The organism is Entomomonas moraniae (genome assembly GCF_003991975.1).
GTDB classification, from domain to species: Bacteria; Pseudomonadota; Gammaproteobacteria; order Pseudomonadales; family Pseudomonadaceae; genus Entomomonas; species Entomomonas moraniae.
In genome coordinates, this window is the sequence record NZ_CP029822.1 from 1,111,335 (window position 1) to 1,130,317 (window position 18,983).

The 18,983-nt window shown below is 38.3% G+C and carries 17 protein-coding genes; 9 read left to right on the plus strand and 8 right to left on the minus strand.

The window, feature by feature from the left end:
- Nucleotide 1: 1 nt before the first annotated feature.
- Together DM558_RS05225 and DM558_RS05230 are read left to right on the plus strand one after the other, a co-directional pair.
- Nucleotides 2-1,171 (plus strand): cupin domain-containing protein, encoded by a 1,170-nt coding sequence (locus DM558_RS05225; RefSeq protein WP_127162422.1) that lies wholly within the window; start codon nucleotides 2-4, stop codon nucleotides 1,169-1,171.
- Nucleotides 1,164-1,598, plus strand: a complete 435-nt coding sequence (locus DM558_RS05230) for a GNAT family N-acetyltransferase (RefSeq protein ID WP_127162424.1) — start codon at nucleotides 1,164-1,166, stop codon at nucleotides 1,596-1,598. Before DM558_RS05225 ends, DM558_RS05230 begins: the two co-directional genes overlap by 8 nt.
- A 139-nt stretch (nucleotides 1,599-1,737) precedes the next feature.
- Here the strand turns inward: DM558_RS05230 and DM558_RS05235 are convergent, their stop codons facing one another.
- Together DM558_RS05235 and DM558_RS05240 are read right to left on the minus strand one after the other, a co-directional pair.
- Nucleotides 1,738-2,178, minus strand: a complete 441-nt coding sequence (locus DM558_RS05235) for a pyridoxamine 5'-phosphate oxidase family protein (protein WP_127162426.1) — start codon at nucleotides 2,176-2,178, stop codon at nucleotides 1,738-1,740.
- A gap of 218 nt (nucleotides 2,179-2,396) precedes the next feature.
- On the minus strand, nucleotides 2,397-2,792 hold the full coding sequence (locus tag DM558_RS05240; protein WP_127162428.1) for a hypothetical protein: 396 nt from the start codon (nucleotides 2,790-2,792) through the stop codon (nucleotides 2,397-2,399).
- Nucleotides 2,793-3,678: 886 nt separating this feature from the next.
- Between DM558_RS05240 and DM558_RS05245 the strand changes: the two genes are divergently transcribed.
- On the plus strand, nucleotides 3,679-5,121 hold the full coding sequence (locus tag DM558_RS05245) for a catalase (protein WP_127162430.1): 1,443 nt from the start codon (nucleotides 3,679-3,681) through the stop codon (nucleotides 5,119-5,121).
- A gap of 81 nt (nucleotides 5,122-5,202) precedes the next feature.
- Here DM558_RS05245 and fcl read toward each other — a convergent pair whose 3' ends face one another.
- From fcl to ppsA, 3 genes are all read right to left on the minus strand, one after another.
- A complete protein-coding gene (gene fcl / locus DM558_RS05250) occupies nucleotides 5,203-6,174 on the minus strand; it encodes a GDP-L-fucose synthase (protein ID WP_109702554.1) in 972 nt (323 codons plus the stop codon).
- A 6-nt stretch (nucleotides 6,175-6,180) separates the two neighbouring features.
- A complete protein-coding gene (gmd, locus tag DM558_RS05255) occupies nucleotides 6,181-7,302 on the minus strand; it encodes a GDP-mannose 4,6-dehydratase (RefSeq protein WP_127162432.1) in 1,122 nt (373 codons plus the stop codon).
- Nucleotides 7,303-7,369: 67 nt separating this feature from the next.
- Nucleotides 7,370-9,742 (minus strand): phosphoenolpyruvate synthase, encoded by a 2,373-nt coding sequence (gene ppsA, locus DM558_RS05260; protein ID WP_127162434.1) that lies wholly within the window; start codon nucleotides 9,740-9,742, stop codon nucleotides 7,370-7,372.
- A 193-nt stretch (nucleotides 9,743-9,935) separates the two neighbouring features.
- On the opposite strand from ppsA, the gene ppsR reads away from it, so the two are divergent.
- Together ppsR and DM558_RS05270 are read left to right on the plus strand one after the other, a co-directional pair.
- A complete protein-coding gene (gene ppsR / locus DM558_RS05265; RefSeq protein ID WP_127162436.1) occupies nucleotides 9,936-10,745 on the plus strand; it encodes a posphoenolpyruvate synthetase regulatory kinase/phosphorylase PpsR in 810 nt (269 codons plus the stop codon).
- 10 nt (nucleotides 10,746-10,755) lie between these two features.
- On the plus strand, nucleotides 10,756-11,310 hold the full coding sequence (locus DM558_RS05270; protein WP_127162438.1) for a TFIIB-type zinc ribbon-containing protein: 555 nt from the start codon (nucleotides 10,756-10,758) through the stop codon (nucleotides 11,308-11,310).
- Nucleotides 11,311-11,395: 85 nt separating this feature from the next.
- Here the strand turns inward: DM558_RS05270 and pyrF are convergent, their stop codons facing one another.
- Nucleotides 11,396-12,088, minus strand: coding sequence for an orotidine-5'-phosphate decarboxylase (gene pyrF, locus DM558_RS05275; protein WP_127162440.1), 693 nt, complete (start codon nucleotides 12,086-12,088; stop codon nucleotides 11,396-11,398).
- Between the two features lie 148 nt (nucleotides 12,089-12,236).
- Here pyrF and ypfJ point away from each other — a divergent pair, with 148 nt between their 5' ends.
- Entirely contained in the window at nucleotides 12,237-13,088 is an 852-nt protein-coding gene (gene ypfJ / locus DM558_RS05280; protein ID WP_127162442.1) for a KPN_02809 family neutral zinc metallopeptidase, read from the plus strand.
- 59 nt (nucleotides 13,089-13,147) lie between these two features.
- Here the strand turns inward: ypfJ and DM558_RS05285 are convergent, their stop codons facing one another.
- Both DM558_RS05285 and DM558_RS05290 read right to left on the minus strand, forming a co-directional pair.
- On the minus strand, nucleotides 13,148-14,203 hold the full coding sequence (locus tag DM558_RS05285; RefSeq protein ID WP_127162444.1) for an NAD(P)-dependent alcohol dehydrogenase: 1,056 nt from the start codon (nucleotides 14,201-14,203) through the stop codon (nucleotides 13,148-13,150).
- 168 nt (nucleotides 14,204-14,371) lie between these two features.
- Nucleotides 14,372-15,268 (minus strand): LysR family transcriptional regulator, encoded by an 897-nt coding sequence (locus tag DM558_RS05290; RefSeq protein ID WP_127162446.1) that lies wholly within the window; start codon nucleotides 15,266-15,268, stop codon nucleotides 14,372-14,374.
- A gap of 179 nt (nucleotides 15,269-15,447) precedes the next feature.
- Between DM558_RS05290 and DM558_RS05295 the strand changes: the two genes are divergently transcribed.
- The 3 genes from DM558_RS05295 (at nucleotide 15,448) to dusB (ending at nucleotide 18,978) form a co-directional block, all read left to right on the plus strand.
- Entirely contained in the window at nucleotides 15,448-16,077 is a 630-nt protein-coding gene (locus DM558_RS05295) for a hypothetical protein (RefSeq protein ID WP_127162448.1), read from the plus strand.
- 262 nt (nucleotides 16,078-16,339) lie between these two features.
- Nucleotides 16,340-17,893, plus strand: a complete 1,554-nt coding sequence (gene putP / locus DM558_RS05300) for a sodium/proline symporter PutP (RefSeq protein ID WP_127162450.1) — start codon at nucleotides 16,340-16,342, stop codon at nucleotides 17,891-17,893.
- Between the two features lie 101 nt (nucleotides 17,894-17,994).
- On the plus strand, nucleotides 17,995-18,978 hold the full coding sequence (gene dusB, locus DM558_RS05305) for a tRNA dihydrouridine synthase DusB (RefSeq protein WP_127162452.1): 984 nt from the start codon (nucleotides 17,995-17,997) through the stop codon (nucleotides 18,976-18,978).
- The last annotated feature ends 5 nt before the right edge of the window (nucleotides 18,979-18,983 follow it).

The following is an 18,983-nucleotide window of genomic DNA, read 5'->3' on the forward strand; positions in this document are numbered from 1 at the left end:
CATGAAAATAGATCAACCTATCGCGTTGCTAGGTGGTATTTCACCTAGCGCTTTTATGAAAGAATACTGGCAGAAAAAACCTTTACTCGTTCGAAAAGCTTTCCCGAACTTAGAAAACCCATTAACACCTGACGAGTTAGCGGGTTTAGCCTTAGAAGAAGAAATCGAATCACGTATCGTCATCGAACATGGTAATACCCCATGGGAACTTTTACATGGCCCTTTTGATGAAGAAACCTTTAAAAATCTTCCTGAAAGTAATTGGACGCTCTTAGTCCAAGCTGTTGATCAATTCGTCCCTGAAGTAGCCGACTTGTTTAAACCTTTTTCATTTATCCCTAAATGGCGCTTTGATGACATAATGATTAGCTATGCCGCCAAAGGTGGTAGTGTTGGCCCTCACTTTGATTATTATGATGTATTCTTAATTCAAAGCCATGGCCAACGCCGTTGGAAAATTGGTGCTGAAGAATCCAGTGAAAGCCCTTGCTTAGAACACCCAAACCTAAGATTACTAGCTGACTTTAAAGAAACGGATGAGTGGGTACTTAACCCCGGTGATATGCTCTATTTACCACCACAATTTGCCCATTATGGTATAGCAGAAACCGACTGCATGACTATTTCTGTTGGTTTAAGAGCTCCGAGTACTCAAGAAATTCTAATTCACTACACCGATTTCTTAAGCCAATTCTACCCAGAAGAGTCTCGCTACAAAGATACTGATCAAATAGCGATCTCTCAAGATCAACACCACATAGATAAAGCAACGCTTGCCCGATTAAAAAAGCTACTTCATGAAGCCTTAAATGATGATCAAAAACTGTTAACATGGTTTGGCCAGCACGTCACAGAGCCTAAATACACTGATCTTTTACTTGGTCAAGAAACCACAGAACAAGAACTCCTTAACTATTTAAATGGGGAAGGACTTCTTATCGCTAGCCCAAGTGCAAAGCTTGCTTGGTCAACCTATAACAATGAATCTATTCTATTTGCAAGTGGCTGTAGCCGTAATTTTCCAGAGCACTATACAGAACTACTAAAACTTATTTCTGAGTCCTCTGCACTGGATAAAGAAAATCTATCCCCTTGGTTACAAGATGCGGTAGCTATTACGCTTTTAGTAGAATTAATTAAACAAGGAACATTGGAGTTTTTCAATGAGTAATACCTGTGTTCGTCAAGCTGATTGGCAAAAAGATATGGTTGATATCATGCGCATTAGAGAAGCGGTATTTATCAACGAACAAAACATACCACCGGAACAAGAATGGGATGAGCTTGACAGCTCATCGACCCATTTCTTAGCCATTGATGGCCAATATACTATGGGAACAGCTCGCTTAACCAAAGAAACAGGAGATTGCGCACGTATTAGCCGTGTGGCTGTTATGAAAGATTGGCGAGGACTGCATATTGGGGAGGAACTACTAAAAGCAACCATCAATGAGGCGATTAAGCAAGGATTTACTACAATAACACTCTCCGCCCAAAAACACGCCACTAAATTTTATAAACATTTTGGTTTTGAGGTCGTCAGTGATGAATTTTTAGAAGTAGGCATTCCCCATGTTGAAATGGTAAAAAAACTATAGGGCTATCTATTTATATTAAGATTGTATATCAAGAAAATTCTTGGTCTTAAAAACACAACATATTGAATAGATTAATAATATTAGCCAAACAAAAATCAATATCAAAGTAAATCAAGGTCTTAAGAATAATAACATTAACTTAATCATGTCTAGACCATAGTAATTTTTTACCAAAGCCTAACTTGTTATTAGTCATTTTAAGTGTAGTGAGCATGATTTCCCACATGGGCGCCTTTTTTAACTTAGCGATAGGATAACTAGTACAAAATAAGTGCCTTGCTCTCTTTTCCTCATCATCCGCAAGTAGCCTCACACGTCCCTGATATTGAACGCCTTGTAAGTGAGTAACAGATCTAGTTTGATCAGCTACTGTCCCTGCAACCTTTGGTAATTTAAGCATAACACTGGCATGATGTGTTTTAAGCGATGAACTAAAATAAAAAGCCATACGTTGTACATCTAATACATAAAAACAAGTACAACAATAAGGCATGCCATCATCAATACAACATAAACTTAAACTGGTCTGCGACGATAAATAACTAACTATTTTATCTAACGAATCATGGTCATGAATCATCTTATTATCTCTACTAAACTAGCCTATGTCATTATACAACCATAAAATATTAGGAAATTTTATTTACGCTAAAGTTTAGATTTAAGTTAATTATTAAGTAAAGAAAACGATAACCAACTGTTTAAAGAGGTAAAAGCACCGAGGAATAAAACCATTATAAGCCCTATAAGGTATTTCAAAAAATACCTTATAGTAATCTAACATTTTTAAACTACACTTCAATTAGCAATACAGCCCGCACCGTGATGATTCCATGCCACAACAACACCCTTTTCAATGGTAAATGTTGTTTTACATACTTCAGGTACTATTTGGTAGTTAACATTTTCTAAAACAGGATCATAATCGGGTAATCCATTAATAAAAAAAGGCTGATAATTTTCTGAGACATTAGGAATATCCTCATTGTATCGAGAATAGTAAGAAAGGAATTGTTGATTCCCTAGCGTATAAGACTTATCTGGTGCTCCCCAATAACTCACTAACTGTAATTCTGTTTTATTAAGCCATTGATTAAGCATCATGTCATATTTTTGGGTAGAAGGGGTTGCACACCCAGTTAGCAATATAATGATAGCAACTAAACTAAGACTTCTTAACTGTATCTTTTTCATGAATAAACCAACCATTTAGAGTATATAAAAATCCCTATTATTTAATCAGTTCATCATGAAATACTGAATTATACATAAGTGTAAACAGCTTTAACTGCTCTTAAAAATCACATTAAATCAAGCCATTCTTTACTGTATACCCCACTGAGCTCCGATAATGAAGATGTCTCCCTTGTATCTATATTAGCAATGGGTAAATTTTGCATTAACTCTAAACGCTCACACCACCGCTTAAAAGTTAACTAGCCTGCCTAATTTCTTGTATCTGAAGAGCTAATAGGATAACTTATTATGGTTTCTATTACGCTAGATACTATTGAATGTAAATCCTGCCGAACAAAAAAAGCTAAATTTCTACCTATTTTCCTTTATACTTTTTTGATTATTGGCTTTATATGCCCATGATTTTCAAACTAACAAAAATATGTAACTATTTGATAGCAACATTATTTATCGAAATGCTTACATCACGAATATCTTGACTATATCTTATCATTGACAACATTAGCTATAGCGATAAATGATGTAAAAGTAATAAATAAAAAAACCTTATCCAACCCATTAAAAACCTAACTTTCAATAAGTAAAAATGGTATATTTACACGAATAAAAATCTCTTAAAAAGTATACAATCATCCATTTCATCATAATTTTTTATCATTAATTAGGCAAATAATTAACACTTTTTTGATCTATATAAACTAAAATGCTTTTTTCAAAATAAATAAAACTAAGGTCTAGTTAATGTCTCTTCAAGAAGGTGCGATAGTTTTTAGATCGCATCGATAGAAAAATAGAATCAAGCCGTTAGATATTATTAATTTTATTAATGGCGAAGTATCACTATAATTAACCACAACAACCTGTTTATTGATGGAGAATGACTATGACTAAAAAAACGGTTTTAACCTCAGCCAGTGGTGCCCCTATCGCTGACAATCAAAACTCCCGTACGGCTGGTCCTCGTGGCCCTGTAACACTTGATGATTTCCAACTTGTTGAGAAATTAGCGCATTTTAACCGTGAGAACATTCCTGAAAGACGTGTTCATGCTAAAGGTTCAGGTGCTCATGGTACATTTACAGCAACAAAAGATATTAGCCAATACACACACGCAAAACTATTTGAGAAAGGGAAACAATCACCTATGTTCGCTCGTTTCTCTACCGTAGGTGGTGAAAGAGGCTCAGCTGATACCGCACGTGACCCCCGTGGGTTTGCATTAAAGTTTTATAGTGAAGAAGGTAATTTTGATATCGTCGGGAATAATACACCTGTATTCTTTATTCGTGATGCACTTAAGTTCCCTGATTTTATCCATACGCAAAAACGTGATCCTAAAACAAATTTAAAATGCGCTCGCATGATGTGGGATTTCTGGTCACTTTCTCCTGAATCTTTACATCAAGTTACTATTTTGTTCTCTGATCGTGGAATCCCTGACGGTTATAGACACATGCATGGTTATGGTAGCCATACCTACAGCTTAATCAACAAAGAAGGTATTCGTACGTGGGTTAAATGGCACTTTAGAACCAAACAGGGCATAAAAAATATACACCCAACTAAAGCAGGAGAGCTTGCAGGCTCTAATCCTGACTATGCTCAAGATGACTTATTCCATGCAATCGAGCGTGGCGACTATCCTAAATGGGGTGTCTATATTCAAGTAATGTCAGAAGATGTAGCGGCAAAACGTGCAGAAAATCCTTTTGATGTTACCAAAGTTTGGTCGCAGAAAGAATTCCCATTGATTGAGGTAGGTGAGTTCGAGTTAAACCGTAACCCACAAAACTACTTTGCAGAAGTAGAGCAAGCAAGTTTTGCCCCAAGTAATGTTATTCCTGGGACTGGGTTATCACCTGATAGAATGTTACAAGGTCGCGTATTTGCCTATGCTGATGCGCAACGCTATCGTGTTGGCACTAACTATCAGCAACTGCCTGTTAATGCGCCTAAATGCCCTTATCACAACTATCAACGTGATGGTTCAATGCGTTTTGATGGCAACAACGGTGGTGCTCCAAATTATGAACCTAATAGCTTTGATGATGCGCCAAAACAAACTAACTTAAAAGATCCAGCATTCCCTCAAGCCGGATCAGGTCCCGAGTATCAATACGATCATCGTGAAGATGGCGAGTATTATAGCCAAGCAGGTGCATTATTTAGATTGATGAATCCTGAGCAAAAAGCACTGTTAATTGATAATATTGTGGGTTCAATGAAAGGTATCGATGAAGCAATACAACGTCGGCAAATCGAACACTTTACAAAAGCTGACCCTGCTTATGGGGAAGGTGTTAAAAAAGGCTTAGGTCTTAAATAGTTTGCCTAACCTAGGTAAAGCTTGGGCTTTAAAAGCTCAAGCTTTACTTTCAACAACTCTACTTTTTTAATTATTAAACTTTTAAGTACGCGCTTTTTGATGATTTTCTAGAAACCATTGATATGCATTATTAAGCCCTGTTTCTAAATCAATACCTGATTGCCATCCCATTGCTTCTAAACGAGAAACATCAAGTAATTTTCTAGGTGTACCATCGGGTTTGCTGTTATCAAATACTAACTTTCCACTAAACCCTGTTATCTTTGCGATTAATTTAGCTAGTTCTTTAATGGAACAATCTTTACCAGTACCAATATTGATATGCGATAGCATAGGTTGCGTATAGCGTTGATAGCTTGACATTTCGAGCTCCATCACATGCACACAAGCAGAAGCCATATCATCAACATACATAAACTCACGTAAAGGCGCTCCTGTTCCCCAAATCACAACTTCATCTTGCTTATTTTCTACCGCTTCATGGAAACGTCTTAACAGTGCGGGAACAACATGGCTATTTTCTGTATGGAAATTATCATGAGGGCCGTATAAATTAGTCGGCATCACGCTACGGTAATCGCGCCCAAATTGCCGATTATAGCTTTCACACAACTTAATACCCGCTATCTTAGCAATTGCATAAGGCTCATTTGTAGGCTCTAATTGCCCCGTTAACAACGAGTCTTCTCTTATTGGTTGTTCTGCTAAACGGGGATAGATACAAGAGGAACCTAAAAACAATAATTTATTAATATCAGCCTTATGCGCTTCATGAATCACATTTGCTTCTATCATTAAATTCTCATGAATAAACTCTGCGGGGTAAGTATTATTCGCCAGTATTCCCCCGACTTTTGCAGCCGCCAAATAAATCTGTTGTATTTTATTTTGTTCAAAAAACTGATGGACTGCCTGTTGGTCTAATAAATTTAACTCTTTACGTGAGCGGGTAATAATATTGGTATAGCCGATTGCTTTTAAACGGCGAACAATGGCTGATCCAACCATTCCTCGGTGACCCGCAACAAAAATTGCTTGATCTAATGCATTCATAACACCTTAATCCTCTAAACTCATCGGTGGCTTATAGCCATATTGTTTTAATAGGGCATGTTGTTTTGCAATGGATAAATCCTCTTTAACCATTTCATGACACATGTCCTGAACAGTAATTTCTGGTATCCAACCCAGTTTTTGTTTAGCCTTGGCAGGATCGCCTAACAGCGTTTCCACTTCGGTTGGGCGGAAATAACGTGGGTCAACACGAACAATTACGTCCCCCACACTCAACGCAGCTGCATTCTCTCCGTCAATAGCTGTGACTATGCCCTGCTCTCCAATTCCTTCGCCTTCAAATTTTAACGTAATACCTAGCGCTTGAGCAGACCAACTGACAAAATCACGCACAGAATATTGTATACCTGTGGCAATCACATAATCTTCTGGTTTGTCTTGCTGTAGCATTAACCATTGCATGCGGACATAATCTTTGGCATGTCCCCAGTCCCGCAATGCATTCATATTCCCAAGATACAAGCACTTATCTAACCCTTGCGCAATATAAGCTAAACCTCGGGTAATTTTACGGGTGACGAAAGTTTCACCGCGGCGTGGAGACTCATGATTGAATAAAATACCATTGCACGCATACATACCATAAGCTTCGCGATAATTTACGGTGATCCAATAGGCATATAGTTTTGCAGCCGCATAGGGTGAACGTGGATAAAAAGGCGTAGTTTCTTTTTGTGGCGTTTCTTGAACTAAACCAAATAACTCTGACGTAGAGGCTTGATAAAAACGTGTTTTTTTCTCTAGTCCTAATAACCGAATGGCCTCTAATAAGCGTAGTGTACCCAAGCCATCCACATCAGCGGTGTATTCTGGAGACTCAAAGCTCACGGCCACATGAGATTGTGCACCTAAATTATAAATCTCATCAGGTTGTACTTGTTGAATAATGCGGGTTAAATTAGAGGTATCTGTTAAATCACCATAGTGCAAGATAAATTGTTTATTTTCCACATGGGGGTCTTGATAAATATGGTCTACACGCTGCGTGTTTAATGATGAAGCACGGCGTTTAATACCATGTACCTCATAGCCTTTTTCTAATAAAAACTCAGCAAGATAAGATCCATCTTGACCTGTAATACCTGTAATCAGTGCTTTTTTAACCATTATACTTCTCGCAAAAAGCCCTTGATGATAACTCGATCAGCAAGGGCTCACTTAACTTACTCGATAATTATTGTTCGTCAGCTAAGAAAAACCATGTATCTAAAACAGTGTCTGGGTTTAATGATACACTAGAAATACCTTGATCCATAAGCCATTTAGCAAAATCAGCATGGTCTGATGGCCCTTGCCCACAAATACCAATGTATTTATTGGCTTTATGACAAGCTTGAATCGCCATCGATAAGAGCTTCTTAATAGCAGGGTTACGTTCGTCAAACAAGTGTGCAATGACACCTGAGTCACGATCTAGCCCCAAACTCAATTGTGTCATATCGTTTGAACCAATTGAGAAACCATCAAAATACTCTAAAAACTCATCGGCCATTAACGCATTAGAAGGTAGTTCACACATCATCACCACACGTAAACCATTTTCGCCACGTTTTAAGCCATAATCTGCTAAAATATCAATCACTTGACGTGCTTCATCCACTGTACGTACAAATGGGATCATCAGCTCAACATTACTAAAGCCCATTTCCTCACGAACACGCTTCATGGCACGACACTCTAACTCAAAACAATCTCTGAATGAGTCACTGATATAACGAGAAGCCCCTCTAAAACCAAGCATAGGGTTTTCTTCTTCTGGTTCATAAAGCTTTCCACCAACAAGATTAGCATACTCATTGGATTTAAAATCGGATAAACGTACAATCACTTTTTTAGGATAGAACGCCGCAGCGATAGTACTTACACCCTCAACAAGACGATCAACGTAATAATCAACAGGGCTCTTATAACCTGCAATCCGTTTTTCTACAACCTCTTTAACATCAATCGGTAATGTATTGAAATTAAGCAATGCTTTAGGATGTACACCAATCATACGGTTAATAATGAACTCTAAGCGAGCAAGCCCCACCCCTTCATTGGGCATCATACTAAAATCAAAAGCACGATCGGGGTTACCCACGTTCATCATAATTTTAAACTTTAACTGAGGCATTTGATCAACAGCACTTTTGCGCACATCAAAGTTTAATTTACCTTCGTAAATAAATCCTGTATCCCCTTCAGAACAAGAAACGGTTACTTCTTGCCCATCTTTTAATAAACTCGTGGCATTACCACACCCCACTACGGCAGGAATACCTAATTCACGTGCAATAATCGCCGCATGGCACGTACGACCACCGCGGTTGGTCACAATAGCACTCGCGCGCTTCATAACAGGTTCCCAATCTGGGTCAGTAATATCAGAGACTAATACATCACCCGGTTGCACCTTATCCATCTCTGTAATACTTTTGACGACACGAACCACACCTGATCCAATACGTTGGCCAATTGCGCGCCCTTCGACCAATACATTACTCTTTTCTTTGATTAAATAGCGTTCGATAACACTCATGTTAGAACGACTTTTTACTGTTTCAGGGCGAGCTTGTACGATATAAAGCTTGCCATCATCACCATCTTTTGCCCATTCAATATCCATTGGGCGATCGTAATGTTTTTCAATAATCATGGCTTGTTTAGCCAACTCTGCCACTTCTGCATCCGTAATGGAGAAACGGTTACGGTCTTCAGGAATCACATCAACAGTTTTTACAGAACGCCCTGCTTTTGCTTCATCGCCATAAATCATTTTAATTGCTTTACTACCAAGATTGCGGCGCAAAATAGCGGGCTTGCCTGCTTGTAAGGTGGGCTTATAAACATAAAACTCATCAGGGTTAACAGCGCCTTGTACAACCGTTTCGCCTAATCCATAAGCCGAGGTTACAAAAACGACATCCCTAAAACCTGATTCTGTATCGAGTGTAAACATGACACCCGCCGCCCCAGTTTCTGAACGAACCATACGTTGTATACCTGCGGATAAGGCTACTAATTTATGGTCAAAACCTTGGTGAACACGGTAAGCAATAGCACGGTCATTAAATAAAGAAGCAAACACTTCTTTTACCGCATAAATCACGTTATCAACACCGCGAATATTTAAAAAGGTTTCTTGCTGCCCTGCAAAAGAGGCATCGGGCAAATCTTCAGCCGTTGCAGAAGAACGAACAGCCACAGCAATATCATGCCCTTGTGCTAGTTCAGAAAATGCTGCTCGAATATCTGCATCTAAACTAGCAGGCAATTCGGCATCCATAATCCATTGTCTAATTTGATCACCTGCTTTCGCAAGTGCATTAACATCATCAACATTGAGCGTATCAAGTACATTATAGATACGATCATTTAAGCCACTTTTTTCAAGAAATTCTCTATATGCATCTGCCGTTGTCGCAAAACCACCCGGTACAGAAACCCCGGCATTGGCTAAGTGACTGATCATTTCACCTAAAGAGGCATTTTTGCCTCCAACCTTCTCTACGTCGTGTACACCTACTTGATTTAAAGGTATTACGTACTTAGTATGTGTTGTCAAGGCTATCTCTCCAATTTGCTGGCTGACAAAGCTTAAAAAACTGCTATCTGTAAAATTGAATTAATGGATGTAAAACAATAATACTTCATATCAATAAAATAACAAAAATTTTACCAATAAAAAGTATTCATATTACTATAGCAGACAAAAGCGCATTATTGTTTAAATCTAAATCACTTTTTAGGCCCACTTTATGAAAAGAACTGTATTTTTTATCTCTGATGGAACGGGTATAACCGCTGAAGCCATAGGCCATAGCCTACTGTCTCAGTTCGATGGTATTGAGCTAAAGATGATAACTAAACCCTATATCAATTCCATCGAGAAAGCGCAATTAATTGTTGAGCAAATCAATCAAGCTGCAGAGCTTGATGGTGTAAGACCGCTCGTATTTGAGACAATTGTCAACCAAGAAGTCAGCCAATCGTTAAAAAAGAGCAATGGCTTCTTTCTTAATATTTTCTCTACATTTTTATCATCACTCGCCACAGAGCTCAATACCAAAGCAACAGGCTCGGTAGGCAAAACCCACTCTATTTCCAACAACTATGTGGATCGTATTGATGCAATTAACTTCGCATTAGATAACGATGACGGATCGCGCACACGCTTTTATGACCGTGCGGACATTATTTTAGTGGGCGTCTCTCGAAGCGGTAAAACACCGAGTTGCCTGTATATGGCTATGCAATATGGCATAAGAGCAGCCAACTACCCCATCACAGACGAAGACTTAGAAGAAGGAAAGCTCCCTGCTCCACTTCGGGACTATAAACATAAACTGTTTGGTTTAACCATTGATGTCGACCGCCTTGTATCCATTCGCAATGAACGCCGCTCAAACAGTAAGTATGCAAGCTACGCACAATGTCAATTTGAAACCAAAGAAGTAGAAGCGTTGTTTCGACGAGAAAATATTCCCTCAGTTAACTCAACGTATTACTCTGTGGAAGAAATTGCAGCTAGAATCTTAGCCAGCCAAAATATTACTCGACGTTTTTAGGAGCTTTGCCATGCGCTGTCCCAATTGCAAACAAGGTGAGTTAAAATACGCTCAACTAGAAGAAAACCTCCCCTGTCAAACTTGCACAAACTGTGGTGGTCACTGGTTATTATTAGTCGACTATTTAAGTTGGCAAAGTGCCAACCGATCAAAAAAACTTGAGGCACCATCAATAATTATTAACGAATCAGAAGATACAACAAAGGCGCTAATTTGCCCTGTTTCGGGTAAATTGATGACTAAATACCGTATTTCTAGTAAAACAGACCATAAGGTTGACTTAAGCAGCAGTGTTAACGCCATTTGGCTTGATAAAGAAGAATGGAATCTTTTAAAACAAGAGGGGCTCACCCTTCAACTAAACCACATTTTCACAGAGCCTTACCAAAAAAATATTCGTGAAGAGCTTGCATCAAAAAGCTTTGAGCGCGTTTACCAACAACAATTTGGTGAGGAAAGCTATTCCAAAATTAAAGCGTTTAAAGAATGGTTAGATACTCAAGACAAGCGCGCAGAAATACTCGCTTATTTAATTGCTGACAATCCTTACGATCGCGTTCGTTAGTTTTTTCAAAAACCACTAGACCACCTGTTATTAACAGGTGGTGATACTAATATTTGCACTACTTTACTGCTTTACTAGTAGTACCTCAGGCAAGACTTGCCAAAATACTTTCAAGCGCTTGTTCTGGATTTTCTGACTTGGTAATAGGACGACCAATCACCAAATAATCAGAACCATCTGCAATTGCTTGTGCTGGTGTCACAATACGCTGCTGATCATCTTTACTGGAGCCCTCAGGTCTAATTCCAGGTGTTACCAGCTTTAAATGAGGGAAGTTTAATTTTAACGACTTTGCTTCTTGTGCAGAACTTACCAATCCATCAAGCCCTGCTTCTGCTGCTAACTGAGCTAAACTTAACACTTGCTGCTCAGGAGATTTAGTAATACTTAACTGTTTTAAATCATCAATACCTAAACTAGTCAGCACCGTCACCCCAATTAAAAGTGTTTGGCTCTTTGTTTGGTCTAATACATTGCGGCAAGCTTGCATCATTGCCATACCACCCACGCAATGAATATCAACCATCCATACCCCCATCGAAGCTGCCACTTTAACAGCCATCGCAGTGGTATTAGGAATATCGTGAAACTTTAAATCTAAAAAAACATCAAAACCTAACTTCTGAAGCTCATCAATAATCATCGGACCACAAACAGTAAAAAGCTCTTTCCCTACTTTGACACGACATTTTGTTGGATCTAACTGCTTAGCTAAATTAAGCGCATCAGCAACGATTGGAAAATCTAAAGCAACAATAACAGGAGAAGTACAAGGCATGTAGGAAGTTCCTTTAATCAGTAAGTATTAACTGAGATATGACTATTTTAAGCATAACAAAGATTTTTCAGCGTGAAAAGCTTATTGCATTTTATCAAATATATTCCCCATAATACGACTTTTCTATAACTTACTTGAATAATTTATTATGCGCTGGAAAAATCGTCGCGAAAGCGATAACATTGAAGACCGTCGTACAAACCAATCTATGTCCTCATCGGGTATTAATCTACCCTCTGGAAAGCTTGGCATTGCCACCATCGTTATTGTGCTTGTAGCAGGTTATTATGGTGTGGATCTTACACCATTAATTACAGGACAATCATCCCCTGTGTCATCCACACAGCAACCTGTTAATAGCACTCATGATAATGAGATGGCCAAGTTCACCAGTGTTGTGTTAGCAACAACTGAAGACACATGGTCAACCATATTTTCACAAATGGGAAAACGTTACCAAGAACCTAAATTAGTGCTTTATCGTGGAGCAACCCGTACCGCTTGTGGTACAGGTCAGTCTGTTATGGGGCCTTTTTACTGTCCCGCCGATAGCACCGTTTATATTGACCTCTCTTTTTATGAGGAAATGAAAAATCGCTTTGGTGCAGGTGGAGATTTTGCGCAAGGCTATGTCATAGCCCATGAAGTTGGCCATCATGTTCAACACCTACTAGGGATTACAGATAAACTTAGAACTTTGCAACAAGGAAGAAGCCAAGTAGAGCAAAATAAACTGTCTGTTAAACTTGAGTTACAGGCAGACTGCTTAGCCGGTGTTTGGGGGCATTATATGGATAATGAAAAAATTCTTGACCCCAATGATTTAGAAGAAGCGCTAAATGCTGCCATGGCAATTGGTGATGATCGCCTACAAAAACAAGCCCAAGGACGTGTAGTACCTGATAGTTTTACACATGGAACATCTAAACAACGCTACACATGGTTTAAAACAGGTTTTGATAGCGGCAAAATTAGCCAGTGTAATACGTTTAATAATTAATAAAAAAAGCAAGTGGCATATTAAGTGCCACTTGCTCTCTTTTACTTTCCCTACAAGAGTTAACTCTTTTTAAGCGATGCCATATCAATAACAAAACGATATTTCACATCACTTTTTAGCATACGTTTAAACGCATTATCAATATCTTGCATATTAATCATTTCAACATCGGCTGTAATACCGTGCTTACCACAAAAATCGAGCATTTCTTGTGTTTCAGCTATTCCACCAATCACTGAGCCTGCCACAGTTTTTCTACCTAAAACAAGCGCGGCACTATTAATGGTTGGTTGTAAATCACCTAAGAAACCAACCAAAACTAAAGTACCATTAATCGTCAAGGTGGTCACATAGGGATTGATATCATGCTCATAAGGTACTGTATCAATAATTAAATCGAACTCACCTTTTGCGGCTGCCATTTGTTTTGCATCAGTAGAAAGAATAATTTTGTCTGCACCTAAATCTAATGCATCTTGCTCTTTACTTGGTGAGCGTGTAAACAATGTTACTTGCGCGCCTAACCCTTTAGCAAGCTTAATAGCCATATGTCCAAGCCCGCCAAGCCCAACCACAGCAACTCGGCTACCTTGTTTAACATTCCAATGACGCAAGGGTGACCACGTTGTAATACCAGCACATAACAACGGTGCGGCACTTTTTAGATCCAAACCTTGAGGGATTTTTAATACAAATTTCTCAGAAACAACAATTTTATCTGAATAACCGCCATAGGTAGGCATATGATCGTGACGATCAGCACCATTATAAGTTGGCGTCATCCCCTCATCACAGTATTGCTCTAGTCCCTGCTTACAGGGATTACAATGTTGGCAGGAATCAACCATACAGCCAACTCCAACATAGTCACCTTCTTTAAAGTGACTAACTGAATTACCTACACTTATCACTTTTCCGATAATTTCATGCCCTGGCACAACGGGGTATGTTGTATTCCAATCAGCATTGACATGATGTAAATCTGAATGACAAACACCACAATACAGAATATCAATTAAAACATCATCTGCACGTGGTTCACGTCGCTCAAAATGGTAAGGAGTTAGAGGTGCTTTAGCTCTCTCGGCCGCATAGCCTGAAACTTTAATAGTCATTATGCTCTCCTGATAGATAATATCATGATCAAGTTTTTAGAAAAACTGCATCAATAAACGAAATTTATCTAAGTAATCTAACAAAAATCAAGGTAATTGATTAGTCTGTATTTAATACTTAATGTTATGAATTACATTCATAAATAGGAAAATATAAAGATAACGCACTTAAGAAACCTTATGGCGTAATGCCTCAACAAGCAGTTTAAAGGCTTGTGACGTTTGCCTACGATTAGGGTAATATAAATAGTATCCCGAAAAATAATTACACCAATCATCTAATACACTAACCAGTCGCCCCATTGCAATGTAAGGACGAACTAAATCTTCTGGCAAATAAGCTACCCCCAAACCTAGTAATGCCGCGTCTAGCCGTTGGGAGGTTAAATTGAATGTAAGCTGCCCTGTCACATTAATTTTTTGTTCATATCCATCTTTTTCAAACTCCCACGCATATATACTATTATAAGTGGGTAGACGCAAATTGATACAAGTATGGTTAATTAAGTCATGAGGCACCTTAGGAATAGTATGTTCTTTAAAATAATCAGGTGTAGCCACAACCGCCATTCTCAAATCAGGGCTAATCTTTACCCCTATCATATCTTTAGCGAGTAACTCACCTGTACGAACGCCAGCATCATATTGTTGTTTTACAATATCAATCATTCCATAATCGGTTGTAAGCTCTACTTTAATATCTGGATATTCTTTTAAGAAAGGGGTAAGTTTAGGCACAATAACCGTATTGACTGCATGCTCTGCACTACTGATACGAATAGTTCCCGCTGGCTTGTCTCTTAACTCACTTAATGCCAATAACTGAGATTGAATCTCAGTAAAATGAGGGCCAATATTTTTTAATAATTGTTCACCTGCTTCTGTGAGGGAAACACTACGTGTTGTTCTTGTTAGTAAACGTATATTTAACCTTTCTTCAAGCCCTCGCATACTATGACTAAGCGCAGACTGAGAAACACCTAACTGCGCAGCTGCGCGCGTAAAACTACACTCTTTCGCTACCACTAAAAAAGATAATAAATCATTATAGTTTTCATGTTGCATTAATGAGTTAACCTCATACGTTTTACTAATAATAAGATTGAGAACTGCTACAAAGACTAAAAATAATAAACAGATTTATATCACTGTTAAAGTACTTTCTTTATGATTGAGTGTATTTTAAGCGCATTTTATAGTAAAAATCTTGTATCATACGCGTAATTAACTTTTAGGTTTCTTTTATGAAAAACACAATACTCTCTTTTAGTATTCTTACACTTTTATTAGGCTGTTCTAATACCTACATGCATAAAAAACCAGAGCCTGTCACCGTTAATAATGAAAAATTTATTAATCTTCCTCAAGACAAAGTCTGGAATATGGCATTTAACCAGTTATTTGATGACACCTTTACAATAGGTAATGTCGATAAAAAAAATGGCATCATTACTGCCACATTTGAAACAGACCGCCCTACTAACTTCATTGATTGCGGTATCGTTAAAGCCAGCTATATGGATGATGAAAAAGTTACTCACAAATACACGTATAACTATGCTGAAGCCACAGAATATAGCACAGATAAAGATGGCGAACGTTACGATGCCAAGGTAGATGCCAAGCTTGATACCACCATCACTGCAACCATTAAAAAAATGGGTGAGGGAACCAACATTATCCTTGATGTAGACTACGCATTAACACGTACAACAAACCTAACAAATCATGCTAATCAAACAAAATTACCTGAAGAAAAAGAAGTCATTACTTTTTCATCAACCAAACCTTATAAAAATGAAAAATTCTCCTGTATTAGTATTGATGCAATAGAAAGTGGCTTATTAAATAACATTCATGCTAAAGGCCGGTAATCTCTATGGCCTTTAGAATTATACAGAATCATCATAGTTTTTATGGCGTGAGCACTGTAACTATAATAAAATAAACATCACTTATTTTTTATAACGCTTTAAACACGCTAACTAATACCATACTCAACAGTTTAATAATTAATTTAATGGCGAACCTTCCCCCTTTATTAACTACTATTTTACTAACGATTAAATAATGCTGGTATTTGATAAAGGTGAGATCCTGCACAGGACATAAAATATAATTAGGAGAAACACCGGCATGTCTGCCAACTACCAAACAGCAGTGACATTTATACTGTATATTGTATTAATGATTATCATAGGTCTTTATGCCTATCGCTCAACAAAAAACTTTGATGATTATATTTTAGGCGGTAGAAGCCTTGGTAGTTTAGTCACCGCCTTATCAGCAGGCGCATCCGATATGAGCGGTTGGTTACTCATGGGGTTACCCGGTGCTATTTATCTATCGGGTTTGTCAGAGTCTTGGATTGCTATCGGCCTTATTATTGGTGCTTGGCTTAACTGGTTATTAGTAGCAGGAAGACTCAGAATCCATACTGAGCACAACCATAATGCGCTCACACTTCCCGACTATTTTACAGCACGTTTTGATGATACCAGCCGATTACTGCGTATTTTTTCTGCGTTGATCATTTTAATATTCTTCACTATTTATTGTGCATCAGGCATTGTCGCTGGGGCCCGTCTTTTCGAAACCACCTTTAACTTACAGCCTTTTGCTGATATGGTTCACTTATCCCCTTATACCGTTGCAATGCTTCTAGGAGCAACAGCAACCATTGTTTATGTATGTATCGGTGGATTTTTGGCCGTAAGTTGGACAGATACCGTTCAAGCAACCCTCATGTTATTCGCACTGCTAATTACGCCTTTATTTGTAATCATTTCACTGTCCGACTGGCATACCACCATGCAAACTATTAATTCAGCACGAGAAGGGATACAAGCTTTTAACTTATTTGCTGTAAAAGGTGAAACATTAGCCATAAAAATAATTGCAATTTTATCTTTACTGGCTTGGGGGTTAGGGTATTTTGGGCAACCTCATATTCTGGTTCGTTTTATGGCGGCTGACTCCGTTAAAGCAATTCCAAATGCTCGTCGTATCGGGATGATATGGATGATACTTTGCCTTGTAGGCACCATAGCCGCAGGCTTTTTTGGTATTGCCTATTTTAAGGACAACCCCAACACAATGGGCGCTATGCTAGTTAATCAAAACTCAGAATATGTCTTTATTGAACTCAGTAAAGCCTTGTTTAATCCATGGGTTGTAGGGCTTATCTTATCAGGTATTCTTGCAGCTGTTATGAGTACATTAAGTTGCCAACTTTTAGTCTGTTCTAGCGCTTTGACAGAAGATTTTTACAAACCATTTTTACGAAAAAATGCTTCTCAAAAAGAGTTGGTCTGGGTGGGGCGTATCATGGTCTTACTTATAGCCTTGATAGCAATCTTTTTAGCACGTGATCCTAACTCCAAGGTATTAGGCATGGTAAGTTATGCATGGGCAGGATTTGGAGCAGCTTTTGGCCCCGTAATTTTACTGTCACTCTTTTATCGCAAGATGACAAAAGAAGGAGCTTTAGCTGGAATGATCGTCGGCACAATAACGGTATTGGTTTGGAAGCATTATGCATGGTTTAACCTATATGAAATTATACCTGGCTTCATTTTAGCAACGCTTGCTATCATCATAGGAAGTAAACTAAACAAACCATCAGAACGCATGATCAACCGCTTTGACAAAGTAGAAAAAGAATATAAACAACTGATGTCATCACACTAGTAGATGAAGGGTGGATGCTAGCATCCACCCTTTATAATTTTTCTTTATCCCATTATTAAAATTCAGTATGATACGCTTTCTAAAAGAATCATATAAAACACATGCTTACCGACTTTCCTAAAATAGGCCCTTATCAGTTAAACGGCTATCTAATACTGGCACCGATGGCAGGTATTACTGACCGTCCGCAACGAGAGTTGTGTCGTCGTTTTGGTGCAGCGCTTGCCGTTTCTGAAATGGTTACCAGTGATATAAACTTATGGAAAAGTAATAAATCACGCCACCGATTACTAAATCAAGAAGACTTAGAGCCCCGCTCCGTTCAAATAGCAGGAACAGAGCCGGAGCAAATGGCAGAGGCCGCACGAGCAAACGTTGCTCTTGGGGCACAAATCATTGATATCAACATGGGTTGCCCTGCTAAAAAAGTTTGCAACAAAGCCGCAGGATCGGCGTTAATGAAGGACGAACGCTTAGTTGAACAGATATTAAACTCTGTTGTAAAGGCCGTTGATGTTCCTGTTACATTAAAAATGCGGACAGGTTGGTGTTATGACAATAAAAATGCGCTCTCTATTGCTAAAATAGCCGAAGCATGCGACATTAAAGCTATAACAATTCATGGTAGAACCCGTGAAGACCTGTATAAAGGTTCCGCAGAATATGATACTATTGCAGAAGTTAAACAACAGGTTAATATCCCCGTTTTTGCCAATGGAGATATTAATACACCGGACAAAGCAAAATTTGTATTAGATTATATGAAAGTAGATGCTTTAATGATCGGGAGAGCGGCTCAAGGCAATCCTTGGTTATTTAGAGAGATTAATTATTTTTTAAAAACCGGTAAATACTGCCCATTGCCTACTTTAGCTGAAAGAAAGCAAGTCATGTTAGAACATTTACAGGCATTGCACGAGTTGTATGGAAACGAATTAGGAATGCGTATTGCAAGAAAACACATAGGCTGGTATTTGTCGCATATTACTAATGTAGTGGCTTTTAAACAAGCATTCAATCAATTAGAATCTACAATAGAGCAATATACCTGTATCAAAAATATTTTTACCCAACTAGCTATTTAACAATG

What these genes read in the sequence shown, in the direction of transcription:
- DM558_RS05270 (WP_127162438.1), top strand. Translation starts at nt 10,756, where the DNA reads ATGCGCTGTCCCAATTGCAAACAAGGTGAGTTAAAATACGCTCAACTA.
- putP (WP_127162450.1), top strand. Translation starts at nt 16,340, where the DNA reads ATGTCTGCCAACTACCAAACAGCAGTGACATTTATACTGTATATTGTA.
- DM558_RS05230 (WP_127162424.1), top strand. Translation starts at nt 1,164, where the DNA reads ATGAGTAATACCTGTGTTCGTCAAGCTGATTGGCAAAAAGATATGGTT.
- DM558_RS05240 (WP_127162428.1), bottom strand. Translation starts at nt 2,792, where the DNA reads ATGAAAAAGATACAGTTAAGAAGTCTTAGTTTAGTTGCTATCATTATA.
- gmd (WP_127162432.1), bottom strand. Translation starts at nt 7,302, where the DNA reads ATGGTTAAAAAAGCACTGATTACAGGTATTACAGGTCAAGATGGATCT.
- DM558_RS05290 (WP_127162446.1), bottom strand. Translation starts at nt 15,268, where the DNA reads ATGCAACATGAAAACTATAATGATTTATTATCTTTTTTAGTGGTAGCG.
- ppsR (WP_127162436.1), top strand. Translation starts at nt 9,936, where the DNA reads ATGAAAAGAACTGTATTTTTTATCTCTGATGGAACGGGTATAACCGCT.
- DM558_RS05245 (WP_127162430.1), top strand. Translation starts at nt 3,679, where the DNA reads ATGACTAAAAAAACGGTTTTAACCTCAGCCAGTGGTGCCCCTATCGCT.
- DM558_RS05225 (WP_127162422.1), top strand. Translation starts at nt 2, where the DNA reads ATGAAAATAGATCAACCTATCGCGTTGCTAGGTGGTATTTCACCTAGC.
- DM558_RS05235 (WP_127162426.1), bottom strand. Translation starts at nt 2,178, where the DNA reads ATGATTCATGACCATGATTCGTTAGATAAAATAGTTAGTTATTTATCG.
- DM558_RS05285 (WP_127162444.1), bottom strand. Translation starts at nt 14,203, where the DNA reads ATGACTATTAAAGTTTCAGGCTATGCGGCCGAGAGAGCTAAAGCACCT.
- DM558_RS05295 (WP_127162448.1), top strand. Translation starts at nt 15,448, where the DNA reads ATGAAAAACACAATACTCTCTTTTAGTATTCTTACACTTTTATTAGGC.
- dusB (WP_127162452.1), top strand. Translation starts at nt 17,995, where the DNA reads ATGCTTACCGACTTTCCTAAAATAGGCCCTTATCAGTTAAACGGCTAT.
- fcl (WP_109702554.1), bottom strand. Translation starts at nt 6,174, where the DNA reads ATGAATGCATTAGATCAAGCAATTTTTGTTGCGGGTCACCGAGGAATG.
- ypfJ (WP_127162442.1), top strand. Translation starts at nt 12,237, where the DNA reads ATGCGCTGGAAAAATCGTCGCGAAAGCGATAACATTGAAGACCGTCGT.
- pyrF (WP_127162440.1), bottom strand. Translation starts at nt 12,088, where the DNA reads ATGCCTTGTACTTCTCCTGTTATTGTTGCTTTAGATTTTCCAATCGTT.